This window comes from Arthrobacter sp. CAN_A2, assembly GCF_015752045.1.
GTDB lineage: Bacteria > Actinomycetota > Actinomycetes > Actinomycetales > Micrococcaceae > Arthrobacter_D.
In genome coordinates, this window is sequence record NZ_JADOUS010000001.1 from 309,301 (window position 1) to 331,151 (window position 21,851).

Below are 21,851 nucleotides of genomic sequence, written 5' to 3' on the forward strand. Positions count from 1 at the left end.
TTCCGCAGAGCCGCCACCGACGGGTACGTGTCGTCACTGTGTTGTACCCGTACTTCACGTTAGTTCACCCCCCTCCGTTATTCATCCCTCGCCGCTCCGGAAATTCCGGTACTTCCCCGGGGCCGGGCCTGTGTAGGGTCGGTGGAACCCTGCCCGGCCGGCCCCGTCCGGCAAGCTCCCGTCCGGCAGGGTGACCGGCGGGCTGCCGGTCACCATGCCGGTCACCGTGTCGGGGCGGGCACCGCCGGGCGAGGACGTCGCCGCGATGACGGCGGCCCCCAGCACCCGCGCCCCGCAGCCCTGCAGGACGCGATGCACCTCGCCGATCGTGGCCCCCGTGGTGAGGACGTCGTCGACGATGATGCAGTCGCGGTCCGCGAACAGCGCCCGCGCGTCCCCGCGGCCGCGCATCGAGTGCAGGACGTTCGCGCGGCGGCGGCGGCGCCCCAGGCCCTTCTGTCCGCCGCGCGGCCCGGACAGCACAGCCAGGCCGTCCCGGACGAGCCCGTCGACCCCGCCGCGGACCGGGCTCCCGGCCAGTCGCGACACCGGAGACACCTGCCGGGTCCCCGCAACGAGCCTCGTACCGGCCGGGAGGCCGCCGCCCCGGTCCAGGCGGGACAGCAGCAGCATGAGCGGATCGTAGCCGCGGCGCCGTCGCGACGAGGCGCGCGTGGGTACCGGGACGAGCAGGATCGGGCGGCCCGTGACCGGGCCGTCCCTGCCGCCGCCCAGACCGGCGACGGCCTCGTGCAGCGCCCCGGCCAGGGCTGCCTCCACGGGGGCCGCGAGGTCGACATGGCCGTGGTTCTTGAAGGCGAGCAGGACCCCCGACACCGCGCGCCCGTAGCGCCCGGCGGCGACGACGGGGAGCGGGCCGAAGACCGGGTCATGGGCGGCGGCGCCTGTCGCCCCACCCGGGACCAGGGGGACGTCGGGCAGGGATTCGGCTCCTGCTTCCGCGCGGAACGGCCGCGATGTCGCGCGCCGGAAGACCGCACTGCACGCGGCGCAGAGGGACGTGCCCCACTGCCCGCAGATCACGCAGGACGACGGCAGGACGAGCGCCGCGAAGGCGGTGAGGGCATCAGCGGTGCGCCGGTAGGGCCGTCCGAAGACGATCCGGTCCAGGACGGACGAGGGGTCGGTGAGGGGCACTCCCCCAGCCCACCAGACCGCGACCCGGACGTGGGTCCGGGCGTTGGGCTATGTGGAGATCCCCTACCCCGGGAAGGCCGGGTCCGTCACCTCGAGCTGCTCGTCAACCCAGCTGCCCCCGATGCGTCGGTACAGGGTGCTGCCCGCCTCGGCGTAGAGGGTGTCCTCCACATCGGATCCCGCACTCAGGCCGAGCACGCCGTCGAGCATCGCCATCGACTCGCGATCGCCGTCGAGGTGGAGGATCACCGGGGTCGCCTCTTCGCCCGCTCCGACGGACGAGGCGACGACGACGCTCTGGCCGGCCCACGTGGCCGTGTCGATCGACCCGTCCGTCGGCAGCGTGAGCGGCATCGTGAGCGACTGCGGGACCCCCTCCGTCGAGCGCGTGATGCCTGCCAGCAGGACCTCGCCCACCCCGCCACGATCCGTGACGATCAGCGCGCGCGACCCGTCGCGGGCGATGCGTAGCTCCCTGACGCTCCTGTCCCCCAGCCACCCGGCCGCGAGGACGGCGGCGTTCGCCTCCGTGCCGCCCGGCGGGATGGCGAGCACCTCGCTCCGCCCCCGGACCGATCGCGTGGTCCAGACCCAGTTCTCGGGGTCGAACGAGGGTTTCGTGAGGGCACTGCCGCGGACGACGGCGCGCGCCTCGCTGCCCGGCGCCGTGACGTAGAGGGTCTCCCGGTCCGGGTCGAGGAAGGAGTAGGCGCTGCCCGAGAGGGACGTGGCAGGGTCTCGCGGTTCGAGCGCCCCCACGGGCTCCAGTCCCTCGATCGCCGTGATGGCACCGTTGCGGATCCGCACCAGCTCGCCCTGCGCGACCGCCACCTGCTCGCCGCCGACGTCGGGGGTCAGGTCGGGTTTCACGAGATCGGGCGCCGTCGGTCCCAGCTGGATGGGCTGGTCGCTGGTCATCTCCACGGTGGTGACGTCGTTCAGGTCGAGCAGGTTGACCTGGAGCTGCTGGTTCATCTGCTGCAGCTTGAGGTTGGTCGCGTTCTCCAGGACCTCCGGCGAGAGTTCGACCAGTGCCTTGCCCGAGGTGATCGGGACGGAATCGCGGGCGAGGGTGACACCCTCGGGGAAGGCGCTGGTGACGGACCCCTGGAGGTAGGGCGCCGGACCGGCGAGCATCGCGCCCACGATCCGCGCGGTCACGCCGGTGCGCCGGACGAACCAGCGGGCGTCAGGCACCCAGTACCGGTAGTTGCTGCTGTAGAAGTACAGGCTGTGCGAGATCAGGAGGTCACGCGCACTGCTCTGGGCGAGCATGATGCCGTCGGGGATCTGGTCGATGCGCCACTCGCCGTCGAGCTGGACCATCCGCACGCCCAGGGTCTCCGTCGAGGGGACGACCGTGTTGGTGCGCACCCCGCGGGCATCGACGGTCCCCGCGGTCTCGAGCTGGATCTGGTAGACGCCCTCGGCCTCGCGCTTCTCGACGCGGGGATCGGAGCGGAACAGGACGATCCGCTCCTCCGGCTGCCACGTCGCGCGCAGGGCGGGGCTCAGGAACTGGCGCGCCACGCTGTAACCGTCGCTCGCGCCCGTCCCGGCGGTGATGAAGTCGCGGAGGATCTGCTCGGGCGTCGCTCCGGGCGCGGGTCCCTCGGGGTCGAACACCGGCGCCACGGCGTCCGGCTCGCCGTCGGACGCCTCGATCACGCCCACGGGCCCCGCCGTCGGAATGGCCGAACACCCCGTGAGCACGAGGAGACACGCGAGGAGCAGCATCGCGATCCTGGCGGCGCAGGCGCGGGCGTCGGCACGGGCGCGGACGCGGATGCGGGCCGGGGCGTGATCCCCCCGCCGGACGGCCATGGCGTGATCTCCCACTACTCTCCCTCGTTCGGTTCACGTGTTCGTTCCGCCTGGTGTCCGTCGGCGAACCGTTCGGGGTCGGATCCGCCGGCCGGCTGGGGCGGCAGGGCAAGGGGCGACGACGTCAGCTCCGTCCCCTGCGTCCGGGGCAGCGTCAGGCGGAAGCACGCTCCCTCCCCGGGCATGCCCCAGGCCTCCAGCCAGGCGTTGTGCAGCCGGGCGTCCTCCATGGCGATGGAGAGTCCGAGTCCGCTGCCCCCGGTCGTGCGCGCCCGGGCGGGGTCGGCCCGCCAGAAACGGTCGAACACCCGCGAGGACTGCAGCGTCGTCATGCCGATGCCATGGTCCCGGACGGCGACGGCGACCGCCTCGGGACTGCACGCTATGTGGACCTCCATGGGCTTCGCCTCGCCGTGCTCGAGGGCGTTGACGATCAGGTTGCGCAGGATGCGGTCGATCCGGCGCGCGTCGGCATCGGCGATGCACCGCGCCTCCTGCGACACGATCGTGAGCTCCGATCCGAGCCGCTCGGCCAGGGGCCGCGCCCCCTCGATCGCGTGCTGGACGAGCTGCACGATGTCGACCGATTCCGCCTCGAGGACGGCGGCCCCGGCGTCGAACCTGGAGATCTCGAGCAGGTCGGCGAGGAGGGCCTGGAACCGCTCCACCTGGTCGAACAGGATCTCGGCGGACCGCTTGTTGATGGGGTTGAACTCCGCGCGCGCGTCGTACAGGACCTCCGCTGCCATCCGGACCGTGGTGAGCGGGGTCCGCAGTTCGTGGGAGACGTCGGACACGAAGCGCTGCTGCATCTGCGACAGCTGGGCGAGCTGGGTGATCTGGTCCTGCAGGCTCCCGGCCATGTGGTTGAAGGAGACGCCGAGCCTGGCCACCTCGTCCTCCCCGCTGACCTCCATGCGCTCCTGCAACTGGCCCGCGGCGAGCTTCTCGGACACGGACGCCGCGTGGCTCACCGGCCGGACGACGCTCCGCGTCACGTACCAGGCGATCGCCCCGATGACGAGCAGGAGGACGACGCCGGCCAGCCACAGCACCCGGTGGATGTCGTCGAGGGTCGACTGCATCGCCGACAGGTCGTAGTAGACGTACAGCGCGTAGGAGGCCTGGTCCGGCGGGAGCTGCACCTGCGTGCCGAACGCGATGCCGGGAGCGTCGGTCGCCCCGCTCTCCGTGACCGGGATGGTCATCGGTGCCCAGTGGATATCGGAGCCGGCCGCGACGGCCTCCTGCAGGTCCGGTGAGAGCATGCTGGCCGTCACGCCCTGCTGGCTGACCGTGGTCGGGATGAGGACGTCCCCGGAGATCGGAACGAGGATCGCGTGGCGCGGCGCGTCGGTGTCCAGGCTGACGAGTGCCTCGACGGAGTCCAGGACGAGGCGGCTGATGGTGTCGCTGTCGGTCGCCGAGGATTCCCTGAAGACCGCCTTCGTCCGGGTCAACTCCTCGGTGGCCTCGGCGCTGAACTGGTCGAAGCGCTGGTCGTAGAGGGCGCCGGCGATCTGGTTCGAGAGGAACCCGCCGACGGCGACGAACGAGACCGAGGTGAGCAGCATCGTGGCGACGACGGTCCTGAACTGGAGGGAACGGCGCCAGCGCTGCGCCACCGCCTGCAGCATCGAGCGCGCGCGGACCGGTGCGGCTCGCAGCCTCGAGGCGACGGGACCTGTCCCGGCGGACTGCTCGTCCACGGGCCGGGTGTCCTCCGCGGCAGGCACGCCGGCGCCGCGGGAACCCGCCGTACCGGGGGCCGGATCGGCATGCACGGCCGTCGTGGACGTCACCTGCCCGGCCGCGGTGGCGGGCACGTCCGGATCCGCGCCCGTGGCCCGAGCGTCGGCTGGAGGAGTGCGGGAGCCGGAGGAGCGGCGGTCCGCGCTCCCGCCATCAGCCCTGTCCGGCCTTGTATCCGACACCACGCACCGTCAGGACGACCTCGGGCGCTTCGGGATCGCGCTCGATCTTGGAGCGGAGCCGTTGCACATGGACGTTGACGAGGCGCGTGTCGGCCGCGTGCCGGTATCCCCACACCTGCTCGAGGAGGAGTTCGCGGGTGAAGACCTGCCACGGTTTCCGGGCGAGGGCCACCAGCAGGTCGAACTCGAGGGGGGTCAGCGAGACCCGCTGGCCCGCACGAGCCACCTCGTGCCCGGCGACGTCGATGGTCACGTCGCCGATCCGGAGCGTCTCAGGGGCCTTGGATTCGGCGGGCCGCAGGCGCGCACGGACACGCGCCACCAGTTCGGCCGGCTTGAAGGGCTTGGGGACGTAGTCGTCGGCGCCCGATTCGAGGCCGCGCACGACGTCGGAGGTGTCCGACTTCGCGGTCAGCATCACGATGGGGAGGTCGGATTCAGCTCGGATCTGACGGCACACCTCGATCCCGTCCATGCCGGGGAGCATGAGGTCCAGCAGCACCAGGTCGGGATGCGATGAGCGGAAGACGCCGAGCGCCGCGGCGCCGTCGGCACAGAACACCGGGTCGAATCCGTCGTTGCGCAGGACGATGCCGATCATTTCGGACAGGGCCTCGTCGTCGTCGATGACCAGTATGCGTGCCTTCATACCCCCATACTGGCGTATCGACCACGCAAAGTCCCATCCGCCGCGGGGTGCGGGATGTCGCGTCGGAAACGGTGCTGCGCGGCTGCTTCGAATGGACGTGCGGCTCACTATGATGCAGGAGGGGGCCGCTGATCGCATGCCTCCGGGAGCATCGACCGAGGGGACGCTATGAGTGATCAGGTGGAGGGTCAGCCGGACGGCGGCCAGGCGGGCGACGGACCACCGCCCGACCGGACACCCGACCCGGCCCCCGACCGGACGCCCCCTCAGGACCGGGACCAGCCACGCAGTCAGGCGCAGCAGCGCCCCGCCCCGTGGCAGCCACCGGCTCCCGGCGGTTCGCCGTGGCAGCCCCCCGGACAGCAGCACGGTCCCGCCGCCCCGTCCGGGGGAGCGCCGCCGACCGGGCCCCCGGTGCCGGCCAACCCGTGGGGACAGCCGGCGGGACCACCGGCCGGACCACCGCGCGCCGGCAGCCCCGGCACCCCGGGCGGGTCCCCGGGCAGCGGGTTCCCGCCGCCGCTCTACGGTCCCCCCGCGGGCAGCCAGGGCTGGGGCACCGGATACCCGCCGCCCGGGCTGGGCGGCCCCGGCGTCGATCGCGCCCCCGGCTACCAGGCTCCGCCGAAGCCCGGTGTCATCCCCCTGCGGCCCCTCGGGCTCGGTGAGATCCTCGACGGCGCGTTCCAGGCCTGCCGGAAGAACCCCCTGGCGACGTTCGGCATCGCCATCCTCCTGCAGGCCGTCGTCGCCCTCGTGACGGTGCTCCTGCTCGGCAATCTCCTGTCATCCTTCGAGGTCTTCGAATCCGCCGACCCGACACCGGACAGCCTCATCAGCGCCTTCGCCGGCCTCGGCGTCTTCGCGTCGGTCGCCGGGGTCGTCTCCGCGGTCGCACTGCTCGTGCTCCAGGGGATCCTCGTGATCCCCGTCGCGCGTGCCGTCATCAACCAGGGGACGACCTTCGGCCAGGCCTGGCGGCTCGCCCGCGGACGCATCCTTCCACTGCTCGGCTTCGGCCTGCTGGCTTTCGCCGCCGGGCTCGCAGCCCTCGCCCTGCTCGTGGGCATCTCGGCGCTCGCGATCCTCGGGCTCGAGGAATACTCGGCGCTCGTCATCATCCCCCTCGTGCTCGGCGCTCTGGTGGCCATGGTGTGGGTGGGCACGAAGCTCGTCGTCGCCCCCGCCGCACTGATGCTGGAGGGTGTAGGGCCGTGGACGTCGATCAGGCGTTCATGGCAGCTGACCCGGGGCAACTGGTGGCGGACCTTCGGCATCGTGCTCCTGACGAGCATCATCGTCTCGATCATCACCTCCGTCATCTCTGCGCCCCTCTCGTTCGCGGTGACGCTCTTCTTCGGCTTCAGCACCAGCGCCTCCGCCGCCCCGGACGCGATGGAGTCACTGCCGGTCCTCGCCGCGTCCCAGGCCATCGCGGCCCTCTTCACCGCGGTCGGCTACGCGTTCCAGGCGGGGGTCACCTCCCTCCTGTACGTCGACCTCCGCATCCGCCGGGAAGGGTTCGACGTCGTGCTCATGCGCGAACACGAGCAGGCCGGTTCCGGGCGGACGGACATCCTGCCCGGCGGCACCACCTCGTTCGGACACCAGCCGGGGGGACCGGCCTGATGCCGGACGGCACCGCGACCGGGCTCCGCCCGGGGGACAGCCCATGACCGGTGGGATCTCCTTCCTCCTCACCCCCGATGCCGACGAGGCGCGGCGCCTGCTCGAGGAGGAACTGGCCAGGCCCCCGTACGTCGAAGCGCAGCCCACCATCTTCGAGCGCATCCTCGCCGAGGTCCTGCGCGCTATCGGGGGACTCCTCGACGGTGTGGGCGGGCTCGCTCCGGGACCGGGCACCCTCGTGCTGGCCCTCGGCGCCGTGCTCATCATCATCGTGGCCGTCGTGCTCATCAGGCCACGGCTGAACGCACGCGGCAGGAAGCAGGAATCCGCCGTGTTCGACGACGACGCGACGCACTCCGCAGACCATCACCGTGCCCGGGCTGCCGCCCGCGCCGCCGACCGGGACTGGAACGGGGCCGTCGCCGAAGTGCTGCGCGCCGTCATCCGGTCCGCCGAGGAACGCCTCGTGGTCGCGGACCAGCCCGGACGGACGGCCACGGAAGCCGCCGCCCAGCTCGGCGCCGTGTTCCCGCCACTGTCCGCCGACGTCGCCTGGCTGGCCGAGGTGTTCAACGAGACCCACTACGGCAGCGGTACGGCGTCCGGGGACGTGTACCGGCGCGCGGCCGGGATCGACGCGCACCTCTCCTCGGAACGCCCCTCGGCGCCCGCGGGGACGACGGCGCCGGCGGCACCGCAGTGACGCGCGGACAGCAGGTACCTGCCCCGGTGCACTCCGACGACGGCTCCTCCGACGCCGTCGTGCCGGGCGACCGCGGGACCGCCGGAACCGCCGGGACCGGGGGTGCGGCCGGACGCGAGGTCATGGGCGACGGCGGGAGCGCGCTGACGACCGCCCGCTCCGGGCTGCGGCGTTCCCGTCCCCTGATCCTCGGGGCGATCGTCCTGGCCCTGATCCTCCTGATCAACCTTCTCTCCGGTCCGGAGGAGGACTCCGGTCCGCTGTCCCCCGGCAACGCGGCGCCGCAGGGTGCGCGGGCGGTCGCGCAGGTCCTCGCCGCCGAGGGGGTCGACGTCGTACGGGCAGGCTCCTTCGACGAGGCGATCGGCGCCCTCGAGGAGGGGCCCGCGACGCTGTTCCTCGACGACGCGCAGCAGTACCTCAGCGCCGGCCAGGTGGGAGAGCTGGCCGCACTGGCGGACCGCGCCGTCCTCGCCGCGCCGGGAGAGCGCCAGCTCGCCGCCCTCGACGACGATTTCAGCCAGGTCGGCGCCGTCCCCTTCGACCTGGCCGGCGACGCGCCGGCGCTGCCCGCCGACTGCCCCGACGGGGACGCGACGGCGGCGGGCACGATCACCGCGACGGGGACCGCCTATTCCGGCGCCGTCGAGTGCTTCCCGGTCGTTGTCGAGGAGACGACGGGCGGCCTGTACACCACGAGCGCCGACGGATCGGTGGTCGTCCTGGGCGCCCCGTCGATCCTGTCCAACGAGGCCATCACGGACGAGGGCAACGCGGCCCTCGCCCTGCGCGCGCTCGGCTCCTCGGCCACGCTCGTCTGGTACGAACCCACCGGGGCGGACATCGTCTCCACGGGAGAGGGCATCGATCCGTCGACGCTCCTCCCGCCGTGGGTGAACCCGCTGCTCCTCTGGCTCCTCGCGTGTGCGGTGCTCGCCATGCTGTGGCGGGGACGACGCGTGGGACCCCTCGCAGCCGAGCCGCTGCCCGTCGTCGTCCGCGCCGCCGAGACGGCGGACGGCCGGGCCCGCCTGTACCAGGACGCCCGGGCCGTGGGGCACGCGGCGGCCACCCTGCGCGCAGCGACCCTCGCCCGGATGGCCCGCCGGCTCCGCGTGGACCGTTCGGCCCCTGCCGCGGAGGTCATCGCTGCAGCCGCCCGACACAGCGGCCGCACGCAGACGGAACTCGAGCAGCGGCTCCTCCACGTCCCGACCACCAACCACCAGCTTGTGCTCTGGGCACAGGAAATCCTCGACCTCGAGAAGGAGATCACGCCGTCATGAACCAGGCCCAAGGCTGGCAGGATGAACAGGCTGCACCGGCAGCACCCGGAGCAGCGGGAACACCGGGAACACCGTCCGGAGGCGCCCATCAGGCGACGCGCGTCGAGGACCCGACCGCGCCGTCGGACGGGCAGCCCGACGGGAGGGCCGACGGATCGGCGTACGGGCGGGCGGATGGTCGTGCGCACGGGTACACAGCCGGCCGGGCCGCCGATCCCCACGCCGACCAGGCAGCCCTCGACGGCGAATCGGCCCGGGCAGCGCTCCTGCGCGTGCGGGCCGAGGTGGGCAAATCGATCGTGGGCCAGGATGCGGCCGTCACGGGCCTCCTCATCGGTGTCCTCGCCGACGGGCACGTGCTGCTGGAGGGTGTGCCGGGCGTCGCCAAGACCCTGCTGGTCCGGACGCTGGCCACCGCCCTGGACCTCGACACGAAGCGCGTCCAGTTCACGCCGGACCTCATGCCGGGAGACATCACCGGCTCGCTCATCTACGAGTCGAAGACCTCCGAATTCACCTTCCGCGAGGGCCCGGTGTTCACGAACATCCTGCTCGCCGACGAGATCAACCGCACCCCGCCCAAGACCCAGGCGTCGCTGCTCGAGGCGATGGAGGAGCGGCAGGTCTCCGTCGACGGCGTGTCCCGGCGCCTGCCGACGCCGTTCATCGTCGCCGCCACGCAGAACCCCGTGGAGTACGAGGGTACCTATCCCCTGCCCGAGGCCCAGCTCGACCGCTTCCTGCTGAAGCTCACCCTCCCGCTCCCCGGGCGCGAGGACGAGATCGAGGTGATCCGTCGGCACAGCGTCGGGTTCGACCCCCGGAACCTGGGTGCGGCCGGCGTGCGGGCCGTCGCGGGTGCGGCGGACATCGACCGGGCGCGTGCCGCGGTGTCCCGCGTCGCCATCGCGCCCGAGGTCCTCGCGTACATCGTGGACCTGGTCCGCGCCACGCGATCCTCCCCGTCCTTCCAGCTCGGTGTCTCGCCGCGTGGTGCCACCGCGCTGCTCAACACCTCGCGGGCCTGGGCGTGGCTCTCGGGCCGCTCCTTCGTGACCCCCGACGACGTCAAGGCCCTCACCCTGCCGGCGCTCCGCCACCGGGTCGCCCTGCGGCCGGAAGCGCAGATGGACGGTGTCGGCGTGGACGACGTGCTCGGCAGCATCCTCGGCTCCGTCGCCGTCCCGCGGTAGGCCCACCACCCCGCCCGCCCCGGGCACGCTCCGGTCCACCCGGGGTCCGAGAGGAGCTCTTCCCATGGTCATCACCGGCCGCCTGGTCCTGCTGGCGCTGCTCGGCGTCGTGCCCGTCATCGTGTACCCGGGCGCGACGTCGATCCTGGTCTGGACCCTGCTCCTCGCGGTGGTCGTCGGCCTCGACCTCGCCCTGGCCGCATCTCCGCGGCGCGTGGGCCTCCGCCGGACCCTGCCGGACAGCGTGCGGCTGGGTGAACCGGGCAGCAGCGTCGTCGTCCTGCGGAACGACACCCCCCGCACCCTCCGCGCCACGGTGCGCGAGGCGTGGCAGCCCTCAGCGGGTGCCGTGGACCCGGAACAGTCCGTCGTCGTGCCCTCCGGCGAGGCGCGGCGCATGACGATCCTCCTCCGCCCCACGCGTCGCGGCATCCTGCGCGTGGAGACGGTCACGGTGCGGAGCGCCGGCCCCTTCGGCATGGCCGCGCGGCAGGTCACGGTGCCGGCGCCCGGCGTCCTGCGGGTGCTGCCACCGTTCAACTCGAAACGCCACCTCCCGTCCAAGCTGCGCCGCCTGCGTGAACTGGACGGCCAGGCCGCCGTCCAGATCCGGGGTGCCGGCACCGAGTTCGACTCCCTGCGGGACTATGTCCGGGGCGACGACGTCCGATCGATCGACTGGCGCGCCACCGCCCGTCGCCGCGACACCGTCGTCAGGACCTGGCGCCCCGAACGGGACCGGCGCGTCGTCGTCGTGCTGGACACCTCCCGCACGTCCGCGGCGAGGGTCCTCGACGAGCCCCGGCTGGACACCGGTATCGAGGCCGCGCTGCTGCTGTCCGTGCTGGCCGAGCGCGGGGGTGACAAGGTGCACTTCCTCGCCTACGACCGCCGGCTTCGCGCCCGGGTCGACTCCACCGCCAAGGGCAACCTGCTGGCCTCGCTGGTGACCGCCATGGCACCGCTCGAGCCGGAACTGATCGAGGCGGACTGGTCCCGCCTCCCCGCGCAGGTGCGCGCCGTCTCCCCGCACCGGTCCCTCGTCGTCCTGCTGACCTCGCTCGATGCCGGGGCCGTGGAGGAAGGCCTGCTGCCGGCGCTGCCGGGCCTGACCGAACGCCACGTCGTCGTGGTCGCGTCGGTGCGGGACCCACGGCTCGAGGAGATGGGCGCGGACCGCTCGACGGCGGCGGCGACGTTCCGGGCGGCCGCCGCGGAGCGCTCCCTCCTGGACCGCGGCGCGGTGGCGCAGCAGATCCGGCTGCTCGGGGCGGAGGTCGTGGACGCGACACCGGCAGACCTCCCACCGCTCCTGGCCGACACCTACATCAGGCTCAAGGCCACCGGGCGCCTCTGACAGCAGCCGTCCGCCCGGTCGGGAGGCGCTCAGGGTCTCCGGGCGATGATCGTGCGGGTTGATGATCGCGGACAGCGGATGCGCCCACTCGTCGGTCCGAGCGTGGGCCACCCTGCCGTCTCCCGCGGACGTCGAGTCCTCGTCCCGCACCTGTGCCTGCCCGGTGCTGGAGGACGGGTATCGGTGCTGCAGGCCGTCGGCGTCCTCGTCGAGGGCGTAGAGCACCGGATGGCCGTCCCGGGTGGAGGACGTGCCACCGGCGCGGAGGAGCCCTGCGACCTGGCCGCCGTGGTTGACTGGGGGTCCGGACGACGGAAGTGGGCTCACATGACCTCGATCTACCAGCAGGCGATGGGCAGCGATTTCGGCCGCCTCCAGCCCGAACTGCGTGAATACTTCGGCCTGCACGCGGAGAGCGGGGTGTCCGGCCACGGCCGGGGGATCTTCGACGTCGCCGGCTGCCCCGCGTGGTTCGCCCGCCCCGCCTTCCGCCTCACCGCCCTCGAGAACGCGTTCTTCCCCGAGTACAACAGCGACGTCCCGTTCACCATCCGCAACTACCCGCACATCGACCCGTTCGGGCGACCGGCCCTCACAGCACGCCGCGAACTGGACTTCGGCTCCGCCCTGCGCGTCTTCGAGGACACGACGTCGCTGCGCGACGGCATCCTGACCGACTACGTGGGCCGCCACCGGCGCATGGCCACGCTCCTGACCTGCTCCGCCACCGCTGACGGCCGCATCCGCATGGTGTCCTCGCAGACGCGCGTCTTCGCGGGCCTCCGCCTGCCGCTCCCCGACATGCTCGGCGCGCTCGCCTACGTGGAACAGTGGTGGGACGACGACGCCGGCCGGTTCAGGATCAGCACTCGGGTCGTCCACCGCCAGCTGGGGACCCTGCTCGTCTACGCGGGGAGCTTCGACTACGTCCTCGAGGAGTTCGACTGCGTCCTGCCCCTCGAGGTCCGGCCGCAGCGCTGGGAAGAGCGCGTCTGATCTGTCCCCCGCCGGCGTCGGCGCGGATCACCCTTCGGCGCGGACCTGGTCCAGGGCGTCGGCGACCTGCGCGAGCCGGGTGAGGGCCTGTGTGGCCCCGACCGGGGTCAGCGCGTCGAGGCCCGGCAACGCGGTAATCGTCAGCGAGGCGAGCGCCGTCGCGGGCAGTCCCACCCGGCGCCAGGCGGCCAGCACCGATTCCGCGAGGACCCTGACCTGGGGGATCCCGGTCCGGGTATCGAGGATCGCGAGCCAGAGCTGCCTCCCGGACTCGATGTCCCCGGCGAGGTCCTCCCAGCGGCGATCGGAGATGCGGCGCAGATCCAGGGACAGGGTGGGCGCCGCACTGGACCGCGCAGCATCGACGGCCACGTCCCCGTGCCCGGGCGCCAGCACCGTGCCTGCTGCGCCGGCGGCGACGACGGACGCCGTCACGAGATCCCACGCCTCGGTCGCCTCGCGGCGATCCAGCGCGCGGACGGTCCGGTAGCCGCTCGCGGTGGGCACCCTGCCGGTGAGGACGTCGTCGGCGTCGGGTTCGTCGAACTGCACCAGCACCCCAGCTCCCCTGGCCACCGCGGACACGCGGCGGACGAGGTCCGCGGCGCCGGCGGCAAGCGACTCGTAGAGCTCGCGCCGCGCGCCGTGGTCGATCAGGACGCGCTCGCCGCCGTGCAGGTGGGCGCCGGCCGCCAGCGACAGCGGTCCGTGGAGGTGCAGCTTCACCCGCGGGGCGGGGCTCTCCTCGGCGCCGGCGACGTCCCCCAGTGCATTGATGTCGGAGGACAGGGCCGATTCCGCGCGGCGCTGGTCCTTGCCGGGCCGAGGGACGAGGCGCCAGCCGTGCGGCTGCAGGTCGAAGGGCAGTTCGACGAGCACGCCGAGCGTCCGTCCGACGGCGTCGCTCCCGGGACCGCGCGCGGGCAGGGACGGCAGGAAGGGGAGGTTCGCTCCCCCGAGCTCGCCCCGCACGGCACGATTCGCCTCGTGCGGATCCGTGCCCGGCCAGTCGCCGGGAGCCGTCGACCCGACGGCGGGTCCCCGCGTCCCGTCAGGCATGCGGGCCGTGCGTCCCGGGCCCGGCGGGTGCCTTCGGGAAGGGCCCGGCCGGTGCCTCCGGGGCCCGGCCGGCGGCGTCGGCGGCGGGCCGGCGGTTCTCGGAGATGGCCTGATGGTGGCGGATCACCTCGGAGATGATGAAGTTCAGGAACTTCTCGGCGAACGCCGGATCGAGCTGCGCCTCCTCGGCGAGCATGCGGAGGCGGGCGATCTGGGCCGCCTCGCGCTGCGGATCGCCGGCGGGGAGGTCGTGTTCGGCCTTCAGGTGTCCCACCCGCTGCGTCGCCTTGAAGCGTTCGGCGAGGAGATACACGAGGGTCGCGTCGATGTTGTCGATCGAGCTCCTCACCGAGAGCAGCTCGGCCATCACCTCGGGAGCTACGTCTCCTGCGAGCGAACTGGCGGCCGGGTCGAAGCCGCTGCGTGGATGCGTCATGACTCCAGTCAAGCAGAACCCCACGGGGCTCCGTGAACTGCGACTAGCCCTGCAGCGCGGCCGGTTCGGGGCGGAGGGCGGAACGGGCGGAGTCGATGGTCGCCTGGCCGAGCACCCGCGTGCCCTGGTACAGCACCACGGTCTGCCCGGGCGCCACGCCGCGCATCGGCTCGATCAGCCGGACCACGAGCTGCTGGGCGCCGCCGTCCTCCTCGACCCTCGCGCGGGCCGCGACGGGATCGCCGTGCGCCCGGACCTGGGCCATGCAGTCGAACTCGTCGCCGGTCCGCACCTCGTCGATGGGCACGCCGGCCCAGGACACCTTGATGCCCCGCATCTCGTCGATGGCGAGCAGGTGCTCGGGGCCGACGACGACCTCGTTCTGCTTGGGCCGGATCTCGAGCACGAAGCGGGGCTTGCCGTCCGCGGCCGGGGTGCCGAGCTTGAGGCCGCGCCGCTGGCCGACCGTGAACGCGTTCGCGCCGGGGTGGCTGCCGATCTTCCCGCCGTCGACGTCGAGGATGTCCCCGTCGGTCATGTCGATGCGCTCCTCGAGCCAGCCGCGGGTGTCGCCGTCGGGGATGAAGCAGATGTCGTGGCTGTCGGGCTTGTTCGCGACGGACAGGCCGCGGCGTTCCGCCTCGGCACGCACCTCGGCCTTCGACGGCGTCTCCGCCAGCGGGAACATGGAGTGCTTCAGCTGCTCGTGGGTGAGCACGCCGAGCACGTAGGACTGGTCCTTCGCCCAGTCCGCCGCCCGGTGGAGTTCGGGGTTCCCCTCGGCGTCCTCGACCACCTTCGCGTAGTGGCCGGTGCAGACGGCGTCGAACCCGAGCGCGAGCGCCTTCTCGAGCAGCGCCGCGAACTTGATGCGCTCGTTGCAGCGCATGCAGGGGTTCGGGGTGCGGCCTGCGGCGTACTCGGCGATGAAGTCGTCGACGACGTCCTCCTTGAACCGCTCGGAGAAGTCCCAGACGTAGTACGGGATGCCGAGGATGTCGCACGCGCGCCAGGCGTCCCGCGAGTCCTCGATGGTGCAGCAGCCGCGGCTGCCCGTCCTGAGCGTCCCGGGCATGCGGGACAGCGCGAGGTGGACGCCGACGACGTCATGCCCTGCCTCGACGGCCCGTGCCGCCGCCACCGCGGAGTCGACGCCGCCGCTCATCGCTGCCAGTACCCTCATGAGAAACCCGTTCCTGCCGTCTGGATGGTCGATGCGTGTCCGGCCATTCCGGCCTTGCGGGCGCGGCCGTACGCCTCGCCTATGGCACCCACCACCGCGTCAACGTCGTCGGCCGTGGATGTATGCCCCAGGCTGAACCGCTGGGCGCCCCGGGCCTCGTCCTCCGTCAGGCCCATGGCGAGCAGCACGTGCGACGGCCTGGGGACGCCGGCGGTGCAGGCCGATCCCGTGGAGGACTCGATGCCCGCGAGGTCGAGGAGGAACAGCAGCGAGTCGCCCTCGCAGCCGGGGAAGGTGAAGTGCACGTTGCCGGGGAGCCGGGTGCCCTCGGGAGCCGGATGCGCGACGCCGCGCAGCACCGCCTCCGGGACCTCGCCGCGGATGCCCTCGATGAGGCGGTCCCGCAGGGCGGCCAGGCGGGGCGCCTCGTCCGCGAGGTGGACGACGGCGTCGTCGGCGGCGGCGGCGAATGCGGCGATACCCGCGCCGTCGAGCGTGCCCGACCGGATGTCCCGCTCCTGCCCGCCGCCGTGCTGCACGGGCGTGAGCGTCACCGCGCGTCCCACCAGCAGAGCGCCGACGCCCACAGGGCCGCCGATCTTGTGGGCGCTCACGGCCATGGTCGCGAGCCCCGAGTCGGCGAAGGACAGCGGGACGGAGCCGAACGCCTGCACGGCGTCGCTGTGGACGGGGACCCCGTACCGCGCGGCCTCCGCCGTGATGGCCCGGACCGGCTCGATGGTCCCGACCTCGTTGTTGGCCCACATGACCGTCACGAGCGCGGTCCGGTCCGGGGCCTCGGCCAGCGCGGTCCGCAGCGCCTCGAGGGAGACGAGCCCGGTGGCGTCGACGGGGAGCCACACCACCTCGGCGCCCTCGTGGCGCCCGAGCCACTCGACGGTGTCCTGGACGGCGTGGTGCTCCACGGAGCTGCACAGGATCCTCGTACGGGACGGGTCCGCCGCGCGGCGGGCCCAGAAGAGTCCCTTGATCGCGAGGTTGTCCGCCTCGGTCCCGCCGGAGGTGAAGATCACCTCCGAGGCGTGCGCCCCGGCCGCCGACGCGATCGTCTCGCGGGCTTCCTCGACCGATCGACGGGCACGCCGGCCGGAGCCGTGGAGGGAGGAAGGATTCCCGCTCCGGCTGAGTTCGCGGGTGAGGGCGGCGAGCGCGGGCGCCGAGATCGGCGTGGTCGCCGCGTGATCGACATACACGGGCATGCTCCGATTCTACGGGCGCCGCGCCGGGCCGCCGATTCCGGTGGCGTCCGTCACGCGCCGCCCAGGGCGGGGCGCCCAGCCCGCAGTGGTAGAAAGACAGGGTGGACAGTCAAACAGCGGCTCCTTCCCCCTCCGGCCCCTACCTCCCCGCTTTCCGGCACGCGGTGCACACGTTCGGCGCGCGCACCCTGGACTTCGACCGCCAGATCGCACTCATGGCCGTGATCAACCGGACACCGGACTCGTTCTACGACGGCGGAACGACGTTCGCGCTCCAGGCCGCCGTCGACGCATCCCTGCGGGCGGTCGAGGACGGCGCCGACTGGGTGGACATCGGTGGCGCGCCCTTCTCGCCGGGTGAGGCCATCCCGGCGTCGGAGGAGATCGACCGGATCGTCCCCGTGATCAGCGCCGTCCGCGCGGCGTCGGACGTCATCATCTCCGCGGACACGTTCCTGCCCGAGGTGGCCCGCCAGGCGCTGGCCGCCGGGGCCAACGTGGTCAACGACACCACGGGCCTGCGGGACCCCGACATGGCCGCGGTGGTCGCCGAGGCGGGAGCGCACCTCGTCATCACCCACAGCCTCGCCGCGCCGCGCACCGTGTACCCGCGGCCCACCTACGGCGACGTGGTCGGCGAGATCGCGGAGTTCCTCCTGCAGAAGGTCGACGACGCCGTACGGCTGGGCATTCCGGAGGACCGGATCCTCCTCGACCCCGGGCACGACCTCAACAAGAACACCCTGCACTCCCTCGAGATCACCCGCCGGTTCCCCGAGATCGCCGGGCTCGGCTTCCCCACGCTCGCCGCGGTGTCCAACAAGGACTTCATCGGCGAGACACTCGACCGTCCGAAGGGGGAACGTGTGGAGGGATCGCTCGCCGCCGCCGTGATCTGCATCCTCGGCGGTGCCCGCGTGGTCCGCATGCACAATGTGTCGGCGTCCCGGGCGGCGATCGACATCACCGAGGCGGTCCTCGGGTGGCGGCAGCCCGCGTACCTCAGGCACAACATGGGCGAGGTCAACGGGCCGGTGACGCGATGATCACCTCGCTCATCCCGGCCACCGGCGGAGCGATCGACGACGACGCCCTGCACCGCCTTTACGCCTACCCCGTCACCGACAGGCCCTATGTCCGCTTCAACTTCGTGGCCGCCGCCGACGGCGCCGCGACGAGCGGCGGCTTCTCCGCGGGCCTGGGGAACGACGGCGACAAGCGCATCTTCACCGTCCTGCGACGCCTCGCGGATGTGGTGCTCGTGGGGGCGGGCACCATCCGCGCGGAAGGGTACGGGGGCGAGCTGGTCGACGACGACGCCCGGTCGTGGCGCCGGGGCCACGGCCTCGCCGAGCACCCCGCCGTCGCGGTGATCTCGGGCAGCCTCGACCTCGACCCGTCCAGCGACTTCTTCGGCCAGGCGCCCGTCCGCCCGCTCATCCTCACCAGTACCGGGGCCGCGGCGGACAGGCGCACCGCCCTCGAGCGGGTCGCGGACGTCGTCGACTGCGGCACCGACACCGTGGAGGCGCCGGCCGCGCTCGCGGAGCTCGGCCGGCGCGGGCTGCTGAAGATCATCTGCGAGGGCGGGCCGGCCGTGCTGGGCGACTTCACCCGGTCGGGGGCCGTCGACGAGCTGTGCCTCTCGATCAGTCCATTGCTGGCGGGCGGCGACGGACCGAGGATCGCCGTGGGGCGGAGCCCAGAGGCCGCCATCGGGCTGACGCTCTCCTCCCTGCTGGCGGAGGACTCGGCCCTCTATACGCTGTACCGGCGCGCGGGCTGACCGAGGACCGCAGCGGAGCCACCGGGGCCGGTGGGCGAACTTCTCCGCCCGCCGCGGCGTTGTATCAACGCCTGCACGCGCAGGCAGTCCCGTCCGGGGACGCGTGTCGGTGGGGCGGTCCCGACGGCCGGGCAGCCGGCGGGACCGGCGCTTTTGTCCGGGCCCGGCCGTGCCTCTAGTGTCAGGGGGAAGCGCGGACGGCCGTCCAGGGGTTGCGGCCCGGGACCGGTTCCCGGTCCGCCTGGGACACAGGACACCAGAAAGGGCCGATCAATGGCAGAGGCAGTGCGGAAGTCGTACTACGACATCCTCGGGGTGCCCCCCGAGGCCGATGCCAAGGCCATCAAGGATGCCTACCGGCGTGCGGCCCGCGCTGCGCACCCGGACCTCGGTGGCAGTGCGACCCGGTTCCATGACGTCGCCGTCGCCTACGAGACCCTGAGCGACCCCCGGCGCCGCGAGCGCTACGACGCCGACACCGGGCGCGGGCGCGCCTCGACCCCCGGGACGACGGGGACTACAGGGACCGCCGGAGCCACCGGCCCGGCCCGCACCCCCGGCGCGGCGACGGCAGGCCGCTACGGGGCGCCGGGGCCTGGTGGTTCGACGCGCACGAGCGTCGAGGACGAGGATGCTGCGAGGTCCGCGGCGAACTACCTGCCGCCGTTCTCGCCGTCGTCCCCGCCCGCCGTCCCCCTGATCCTCGCCGGCCGGCAGCTCCACGGATCGCCACGACAGCCGGGCATGTTCGGGCGGCTGTCGTCCGCTGTCCGCGCGAGGATCGACGGCGAGACCAGGACCGCTGCCCTGCTCGAGCGGGGGCTCCTGGCGACCTACCCGGCCGCGCGCCTGGTCAACGGCCTCCGGTTCGACGACCGGGACGGGACGACGGCGGGCCACGTGCTGCTGGCCGGCTACCGGATCGCGGTGATCGACTCCTTCACCGCGTCCCCCGGCAACTTCTCCTGGGACGGCCGGTCCCTCCGCCATCAGGGGCGGCCGGTGGAGCTCGAGGTACCGAGGGCGGTGCGTGCCGTGCAGGACCTCTTCCCCGAGTGCAACGTGGCCGGCTGGGTGGTGATCCATGGCGCACCGGACAATCCCTTCGCCCCGGTGATCGACGTCCCGCCGGGCTTCGACCGCGCGTCGACGACCCTCGTCCAGGTGGTGAACGCGGGCACCGCCGTCCGCACCCTCCGTTCCTTCCTGTCCTCGGGACCCACGCCGAACGTCGTCCAGCTACCCGTGCTCGCGCGTCTGCTGGCCGTTGCCGGAAGCTAGGATGAAGGCGTGTTCCGCATCCTCTTCCACACGCCAGAGATCCCCGGCAACACCGGCGCCGCCATCCGACTCGCGGCCGTGGCCGGTGCCGAACTGCACCTCGTCGAACCGCTGGGTTTCAGCCTGGAGGACTCGAAGCTGAAACGGGCGGGGCTCGACTACCACGACCTCACGGTGCTGCACGTGCACCGGAACCTCGAGGACGCCTGGGCCGCGCTGCAGCCCGGCCGGGTGTTCGCCTTCACCTCCGAGGGCGAGGTGTCCTACACGGACATCGCGTACGAGCCCGGAGACGTGCTGCTGTTCGGCCGCGAATCCGACGGGCTGCCGTCCGCGGTGAAGCAGGACCGTAACATCACCTCCCGGGTGCGCGTCCCCATGCTGCCGTCACGCCGATCGCTCAACCTCGCCAACACCGCATCCATCGTCCTCTACGAAGCCTGGCGTCAGCAGGGCTTCGCAGGGGCCCAGCGATGACCCACGCCTAGGAGCCCCCATGTCCGCTCGCCATGCCGCAACACTGCCCGACGGCGGGGCCGAGGACCACGACCGCCTGGCTCCCGCCATCTGGAACCCGGTGAGCAACGCCGTGGTCGCCGCCGCCGACATCCTCGTCGGCGAGCACGTCCTCGATGTGTTCGCGGCAACAGGCACGGGGACCATCCCGGCCGCGCAGCTCACCGGGCCGGACGGACGCGTCGACGCCGTCGACCGCTCCCCGGCGATGCTGGACCTCGCGACGGCGAAGGCGGAGGCGCTCGCCCTGGACGGCGTCTTCTTCCATCGGGTGGAACCGGCGGAGTGGACGCCCGAGGGCCCGTACGATGCCGTCGTGAGCTGCTACGGCGTCCTCCTCCTCGATGACATGGATGCGGACATGGACCGGATCGTCCGCCTGCTGCGGCCGGGTGGGAGGGTCGCCCTGAGCACGTGGGACGACGGCACCCTGGAGCCGTTCGGGGAGATCCTCCTCGAGGTCCTGCGCGAGGTCCTCGGCGCCGACACGGACCAGGAGGGCATCGGCGCCGCCGGCCCGTCCGCGGCGTCGGGCCCGCCGTCGGGCCTGGCCTTCGTCGAGAACTGCAGGAGACTGGCCTCGGCAGAGCGCCTGACGGACTGGCTGCACGCACGGGGGCTGACGCACGTGCGGGTGGAACAGTTCGGACTGACGGTCCCGCTCGACGCCGACAGCGCCTGGTCGCTGGTACTCGGCAGCGGGTACCGCGCCCTGCTGCCGGACGACGCCGGGGCCCTGCAGCGCGTGCGGACGGCCTTCGTGGAGCGCCTCGGCGGCGCGTTCGTCCTCAACGCCGACTCCCTGATCGCCGTCGCGACGTACCAGCCCGTGGAGTAGGCGCGCCGCCCGGGCCATCCGTCGGCCGGGTAGCTTCGAATACCCCATGTCAGCGGATTGGTCAAAACCGGCAGGGAGCGTGGGATGGTGCTTGTTCTCGACGGGCCGAGGCGATCCACGCGCCGCACCGGCGGCGATGCCGTTCGGTCTCGGGCGGGCAGCGCTTTATGCTGGAGCCCTATGGAAACGCCACGAGTAAGCCGGGTCAGCCCAGTCGCTCCCGCATCAGACGAGTTCACCGCTGATCCCGTCGCCGGTCCTACGCTGACCGAGCTGCTGTCGAGAATCGCACGACAGGATCGCACCGCGTTCGCCCTGTTCTACGAGCAGACGTCGAAACGCGTCTACGGGCTCGCCCGGCGCGTGCTCATCGATCCGGAACTCAGCGAGGACGCCACGCAGGAGGTGTACCTCCAGGTGTGGAACACCGCGGACCGCTTCAACCCGGCCCTCGGCAGCCCGATGGCCTGGCTCATGACCCTGGCCCACCGCCGCGCCGTGGACAAGGTGCGCTCCGAACAGAGCGCCACCGACCGTGAGGCGCGGTACGGGGCCGCCACCCAGACGGTGGATCACGACGACGTCGTCGACACGGTGACCCAGCGCCTCGAGGCGGAGAGCGTGGTGCGCTGCCTGGACACGCTGACGCAGACGCAGCAGGAATCGGTGAAGCTCGCCTACTACGGCGGTCTCACCTACCGCGAAGTGGCCGAGAAGCTCGGCGTCGCGGTGCCGACGATCAAATCGAGGATCCGCGACGGATTACTCCGACTGAAGACATGCCTGGGGGTGAATTGAGATGC

The 21,851-nt window shown here is 72.6% G+C and carries 20 protein-coding genes; 12 read left to right on the top strand and 8 right to left on the bottom strand.

Going from position 1 to position 21,851, the window contains the following annotated elements; genetic code table 11:
* Positions 1-81: 81 nt before the first annotated feature.
* The 4 genes from IWX63_RS01380 to mtrA all read right to left on the bottom strand — a co-directional run bounded on the left by IWX63_RS01380 (position 82) and on the right by mtrA (position 5,565).
* Positions 82-1,158, bottom strand: coding sequence for a ComF family protein (locus tag IWX63_RS01380; protein WP_199276356.1), 1,077 nt, complete (start codon positions 1,156-1,158; stop codon positions 82-84).
* Between the two features lie 63 nt (positions 1,159-1,221).
* Entirely contained in the window at positions 1,222-2,997 is a 1,776-nt protein-coding gene (locus IWX63_RS01385) for an LpqB family beta-propeller domain-containing protein (RefSeq protein ID WP_199276357.1), read from the bottom strand.
* On the bottom strand, positions 2,997-4,808 hold the full coding sequence (gene mtrB / locus IWX63_RS01390) for an MtrAB system histidine kinase MtrB (protein ID WP_334685532.1): 1,812 nt from the start codon (positions 4,806-4,808) through the stop codon (positions 2,997-2,999). The genes IWX63_RS01385 and mtrB overlap by 1 nt, the downstream gene beginning before the upstream one ends.
* Positions 4,809-4,887: 79 nt before the next feature.
* On the bottom strand, positions 4,888-5,565 hold the full coding sequence (gene mtrA / locus IWX63_RS01395) for an MtrAB system response regulator MtrA (RefSeq protein ID WP_199276358.1): 678 nt from the start codon (positions 5,563-5,565) through the stop codon (positions 4,888-4,890).
* A gap of 168 nt (positions 5,566-5,733) precedes the next feature.
* Between mtrA and IWX63_RS01400 the strand changes: the two genes are divergently transcribed.
* The 6 genes from IWX63_RS01400 (at position 5,734) to IWX63_RS01425 (ending at position 12,729) form a co-directional block, all read left to right on the top strand.
* Positions 5,734-7,194, top strand: coding sequence for a glycerophosphoryl diester phosphodiesterase membrane domain-containing protein (locus IWX63_RS01400; RefSeq protein ID WP_199276359.1), 1,461 nt, complete (start codon positions 5,734-5,736; stop codon positions 7,192-7,194).
* Between the two features lie 43 nt (positions 7,195-7,237).
* Positions 7,238-7,897, top strand: a complete 660-nt coding sequence (locus tag IWX63_RS01405; protein ID WP_199276360.1) for a DUF4129 domain-containing protein — start codon at positions 7,238-7,240, stop codon at positions 7,895-7,897.
* Positions 7,894-9,183, top strand: coding sequence for a DUF4350 domain-containing protein (locus IWX63_RS01410; protein WP_199276361.1), 1,290 nt, complete (start codon positions 7,894-7,896; stop codon positions 9,181-9,183). Before IWX63_RS01405 ends, IWX63_RS01410 begins: the two co-directional genes overlap by 4 nt.
* Positions 9,180-10,376 (top strand): AAA family ATPase, encoded by a 1,197-nt coding sequence (locus IWX63_RS01415; protein WP_334685533.1) that lies wholly within the window; start codon positions 9,180-9,182, stop codon positions 10,374-10,376. The genes IWX63_RS01410 and IWX63_RS01415 overlap by 4 nt, the downstream gene beginning before the upstream one ends.
* A 64-nt stretch (positions 10,377-10,440) precedes the next feature.
* Positions 10,441-11,733, top strand: coding sequence for a DUF58 domain-containing protein (locus IWX63_RS01420; RefSeq protein ID WP_199276362.1), 1,293 nt, complete (start codon positions 10,441-10,443; stop codon positions 11,731-11,733).
* A 78-nt stretch (positions 11,734-11,811) separates the two neighbouring features.
* A complete protein-coding gene (locus IWX63_RS01425) occupies positions 11,812-12,729 on the top strand; it encodes a DUF4166 domain-containing protein (RefSeq protein WP_199276363.1) in 918 nt (305 codons plus the stop codon).
* Positions 12,730-12,756: 27 nt separating this feature from the next.
* Here the strand turns inward: IWX63_RS01425 and IWX63_RS01430 are convergent, their stop codons facing one another.
* Genes IWX63_RS01430 through IWX63_RS01445 form a run of 4 tightly spaced genes read right to left on the bottom strand, consistent with a single transcriptional unit; the run spans position 12,757 to position 16,627 of the window.
* Positions 12,757-13,788, bottom strand: coding sequence for a hypothetical protein (locus tag IWX63_RS01430; RefSeq protein ID WP_199276364.1), 1,032 nt, complete (start codon positions 13,786-13,788; stop codon positions 12,757-12,759).
* A complete protein-coding gene (locus IWX63_RS01435) occupies positions 13,781-14,224 on the bottom strand; it encodes a chorismate mutase (protein ID WP_199276365.1) in 444 nt (147 codons plus the stop codon). The genes IWX63_RS01430 and IWX63_RS01435 overlap by 8 nt, the downstream gene beginning before the upstream one ends.
* A 43-nt stretch (positions 14,225-14,267) precedes the next feature.
* Complete coding sequence (gene mnmA, locus IWX63_RS01440; RefSeq protein ID WP_199276366.1) at positions 14,268-15,407, bottom strand: tRNA 2-thiouridine(34) synthase MnmA; 1,140 nt, start codon at positions 15,405-15,407, stop codon at positions 14,268-14,270.
* A complete protein-coding gene (locus tag IWX63_RS01445; protein WP_199276367.1) occupies positions 15,404-16,627 on the bottom strand; it encodes a cysteine desulfurase family protein in 1,224 nt (407 codons plus the stop codon). The genes mnmA and IWX63_RS01445 overlap by 4 nt, the downstream gene beginning before the upstream one ends.
* Before the next feature lie 101 nt (positions 16,628-16,728).
* Here IWX63_RS01445 and folP point away from each other — a divergent pair, with 101 nt between their 5' ends.
* The 6 genes from folP to sigK all read left to right on the top strand — a co-directional run bounded on the left by folP (position 16,729) and on the right by sigK (position 21,846).
* A complete protein-coding gene (folP, locus tag IWX63_RS01450) occupies positions 16,729-17,673 on the top strand; it encodes a dihydropteroate synthase (protein ID WP_334685534.1) in 945 nt (314 codons plus the stop codon).
* On the top strand, positions 17,670-18,413 hold the full coding sequence (locus tag IWX63_RS01455) for a pyrimidine reductase family protein (protein WP_199276368.1): 744 nt from the start codon (positions 17,670-17,672) through the stop codon (positions 18,411-18,413). Before folP ends, IWX63_RS01455 begins: the two co-directional genes overlap by 4 nt.
* A gap of 273 nt (positions 18,414-18,686) precedes the next feature.
* Complete coding sequence (locus tag IWX63_RS01460) at positions 18,687-19,694, top strand: J domain-containing protein (RefSeq protein ID WP_199276369.1); 1,008 nt, start codon at positions 18,687-18,689, stop codon at positions 19,692-19,694.
* A 9-nt stretch (positions 19,695-19,703) separates the two neighbouring features.
* Complete coding sequence (locus IWX63_RS01465; RefSeq protein WP_199276370.1) at positions 19,704-20,171, top strand: tRNA (cytidine(34)-2'-O)-methyltransferase; 468 nt, start codon at positions 19,704-19,706, stop codon at positions 20,169-20,171.
* Between the two features lie 19 nt (positions 20,172-20,190).
* Entirely contained in the window at positions 20,191-21,048 is an 858-nt protein-coding gene (locus tag IWX63_RS01470; protein WP_199276371.1) for a class I SAM-dependent methyltransferase, read from the top strand.
* A 180-nt stretch (positions 21,049-21,228) separates the two neighbouring features.
* Positions 21,229-21,846 carry an ECF RNA polymerase sigma factor SigK gene (gene sigK, locus IWX63_RS01475; protein WP_199276372.1) on the top strand — a complete coding sequence of 206 codons (618 nt, stop codon included), beginning with the start codon at positions 21,229-21,231 and terminating at the stop codon, positions 21,844-21,846.
* Positions 21,847-21,851: the final 5 nt, after the last annotated feature.

Excerpts from the sequence above, each read along its gene's own strand:
- mtrA (WP_199276358.1), bottom strand. The coding sequence starts at position 5,565 with ATGAAGGCACGCATACTGGTCATCGACGACGACGAGGCCCTGTCCGAA.
- IWX63_RS01400 (WP_199276359.1), top strand. The coding sequence starts at position 5,734 with ATGAGTGATCAGGTGGAGGGTCAGCCGGACGGCGGCCAGGCGGGCGAC.
- IWX63_RS01405 (WP_199276360.1), top strand. The coding sequence starts at position 7,238 with ATGACCGGTGGGATCTCCTTCCTCCTCACCCCCGATGCCGACGAGGCG.
- IWX63_RS01415 (WP_334685533.1), top strand. The coding sequence starts at position 9,180 with ATGAACCAGGCCCAAGGCTGGCAGGATGAACAGGCTGCACCGGCAGCA.
- IWX63_RS01420 (WP_199276362.1), top strand. The coding sequence starts at position 10,441 with ATGGTCATCACCGGCCGCCTGGTCCTGCTGGCGCTGCTCGGCGTCGTG.
- IWX63_RS01425 (WP_199276363.1), top strand. The coding sequence starts at position 11,812 with ATGCGCCCACTCGTCGGTCCGAGCGTGGGCCACCCTGCCGTCTCCCGC.
- IWX63_RS01430 (WP_199276364.1), bottom strand. The coding sequence starts at position 13,788 with ATGCCTGACGGGACGCGGGGACCCGCCGTCGGGTCGACGGCTCCCGGC.
- IWX63_RS01435 (WP_199276365.1), bottom strand. The coding sequence starts at position 14,224 with ATGACGCATCCACGCAGCGGCTTCGACCCGGCCGCCAGTTCGCTCGCA.
- mnmA (WP_199276366.1), bottom strand. The coding sequence starts at position 15,407 with ATGAGGGTACTGGCAGCGATGAGCGGCGGCGTCGACTCCGCGGTGGCG.
- IWX63_RS01445 (WP_199276367.1), bottom strand. The coding sequence starts at position 16,627 with ATGCCCGTGTATGTCGATCACGCGGCGACCACGCCGATCTCGGCGCCC.
- IWX63_RS01455 (WP_199276368.1), top strand. The coding sequence starts at position 17,670 with ATGATCACCTCGCTCATCCCGGCCACCGGCGGAGCGATCGACGACGAC.
- IWX63_RS01460 (WP_199276369.1), top strand. The coding sequence starts at position 18,687 with ATGGCAGAGGCAGTGCGGAAGTCGTACTACGACATCCTCGGGGTGCCC.
- IWX63_RS01470 (WP_199276371.1), top strand. The coding sequence starts at position 20,191 with ATGTCCGCTCGCCATGCCGCAACACTGCCCGACGGCGGGGCCGAGGAC.
- sigK (WP_199276372.1), top strand. The coding sequence starts at position 21,229 with ATGGAAACGCCACGAGTAAGCCGGGTCAGCCCAGTCGCTCCCGCATCA.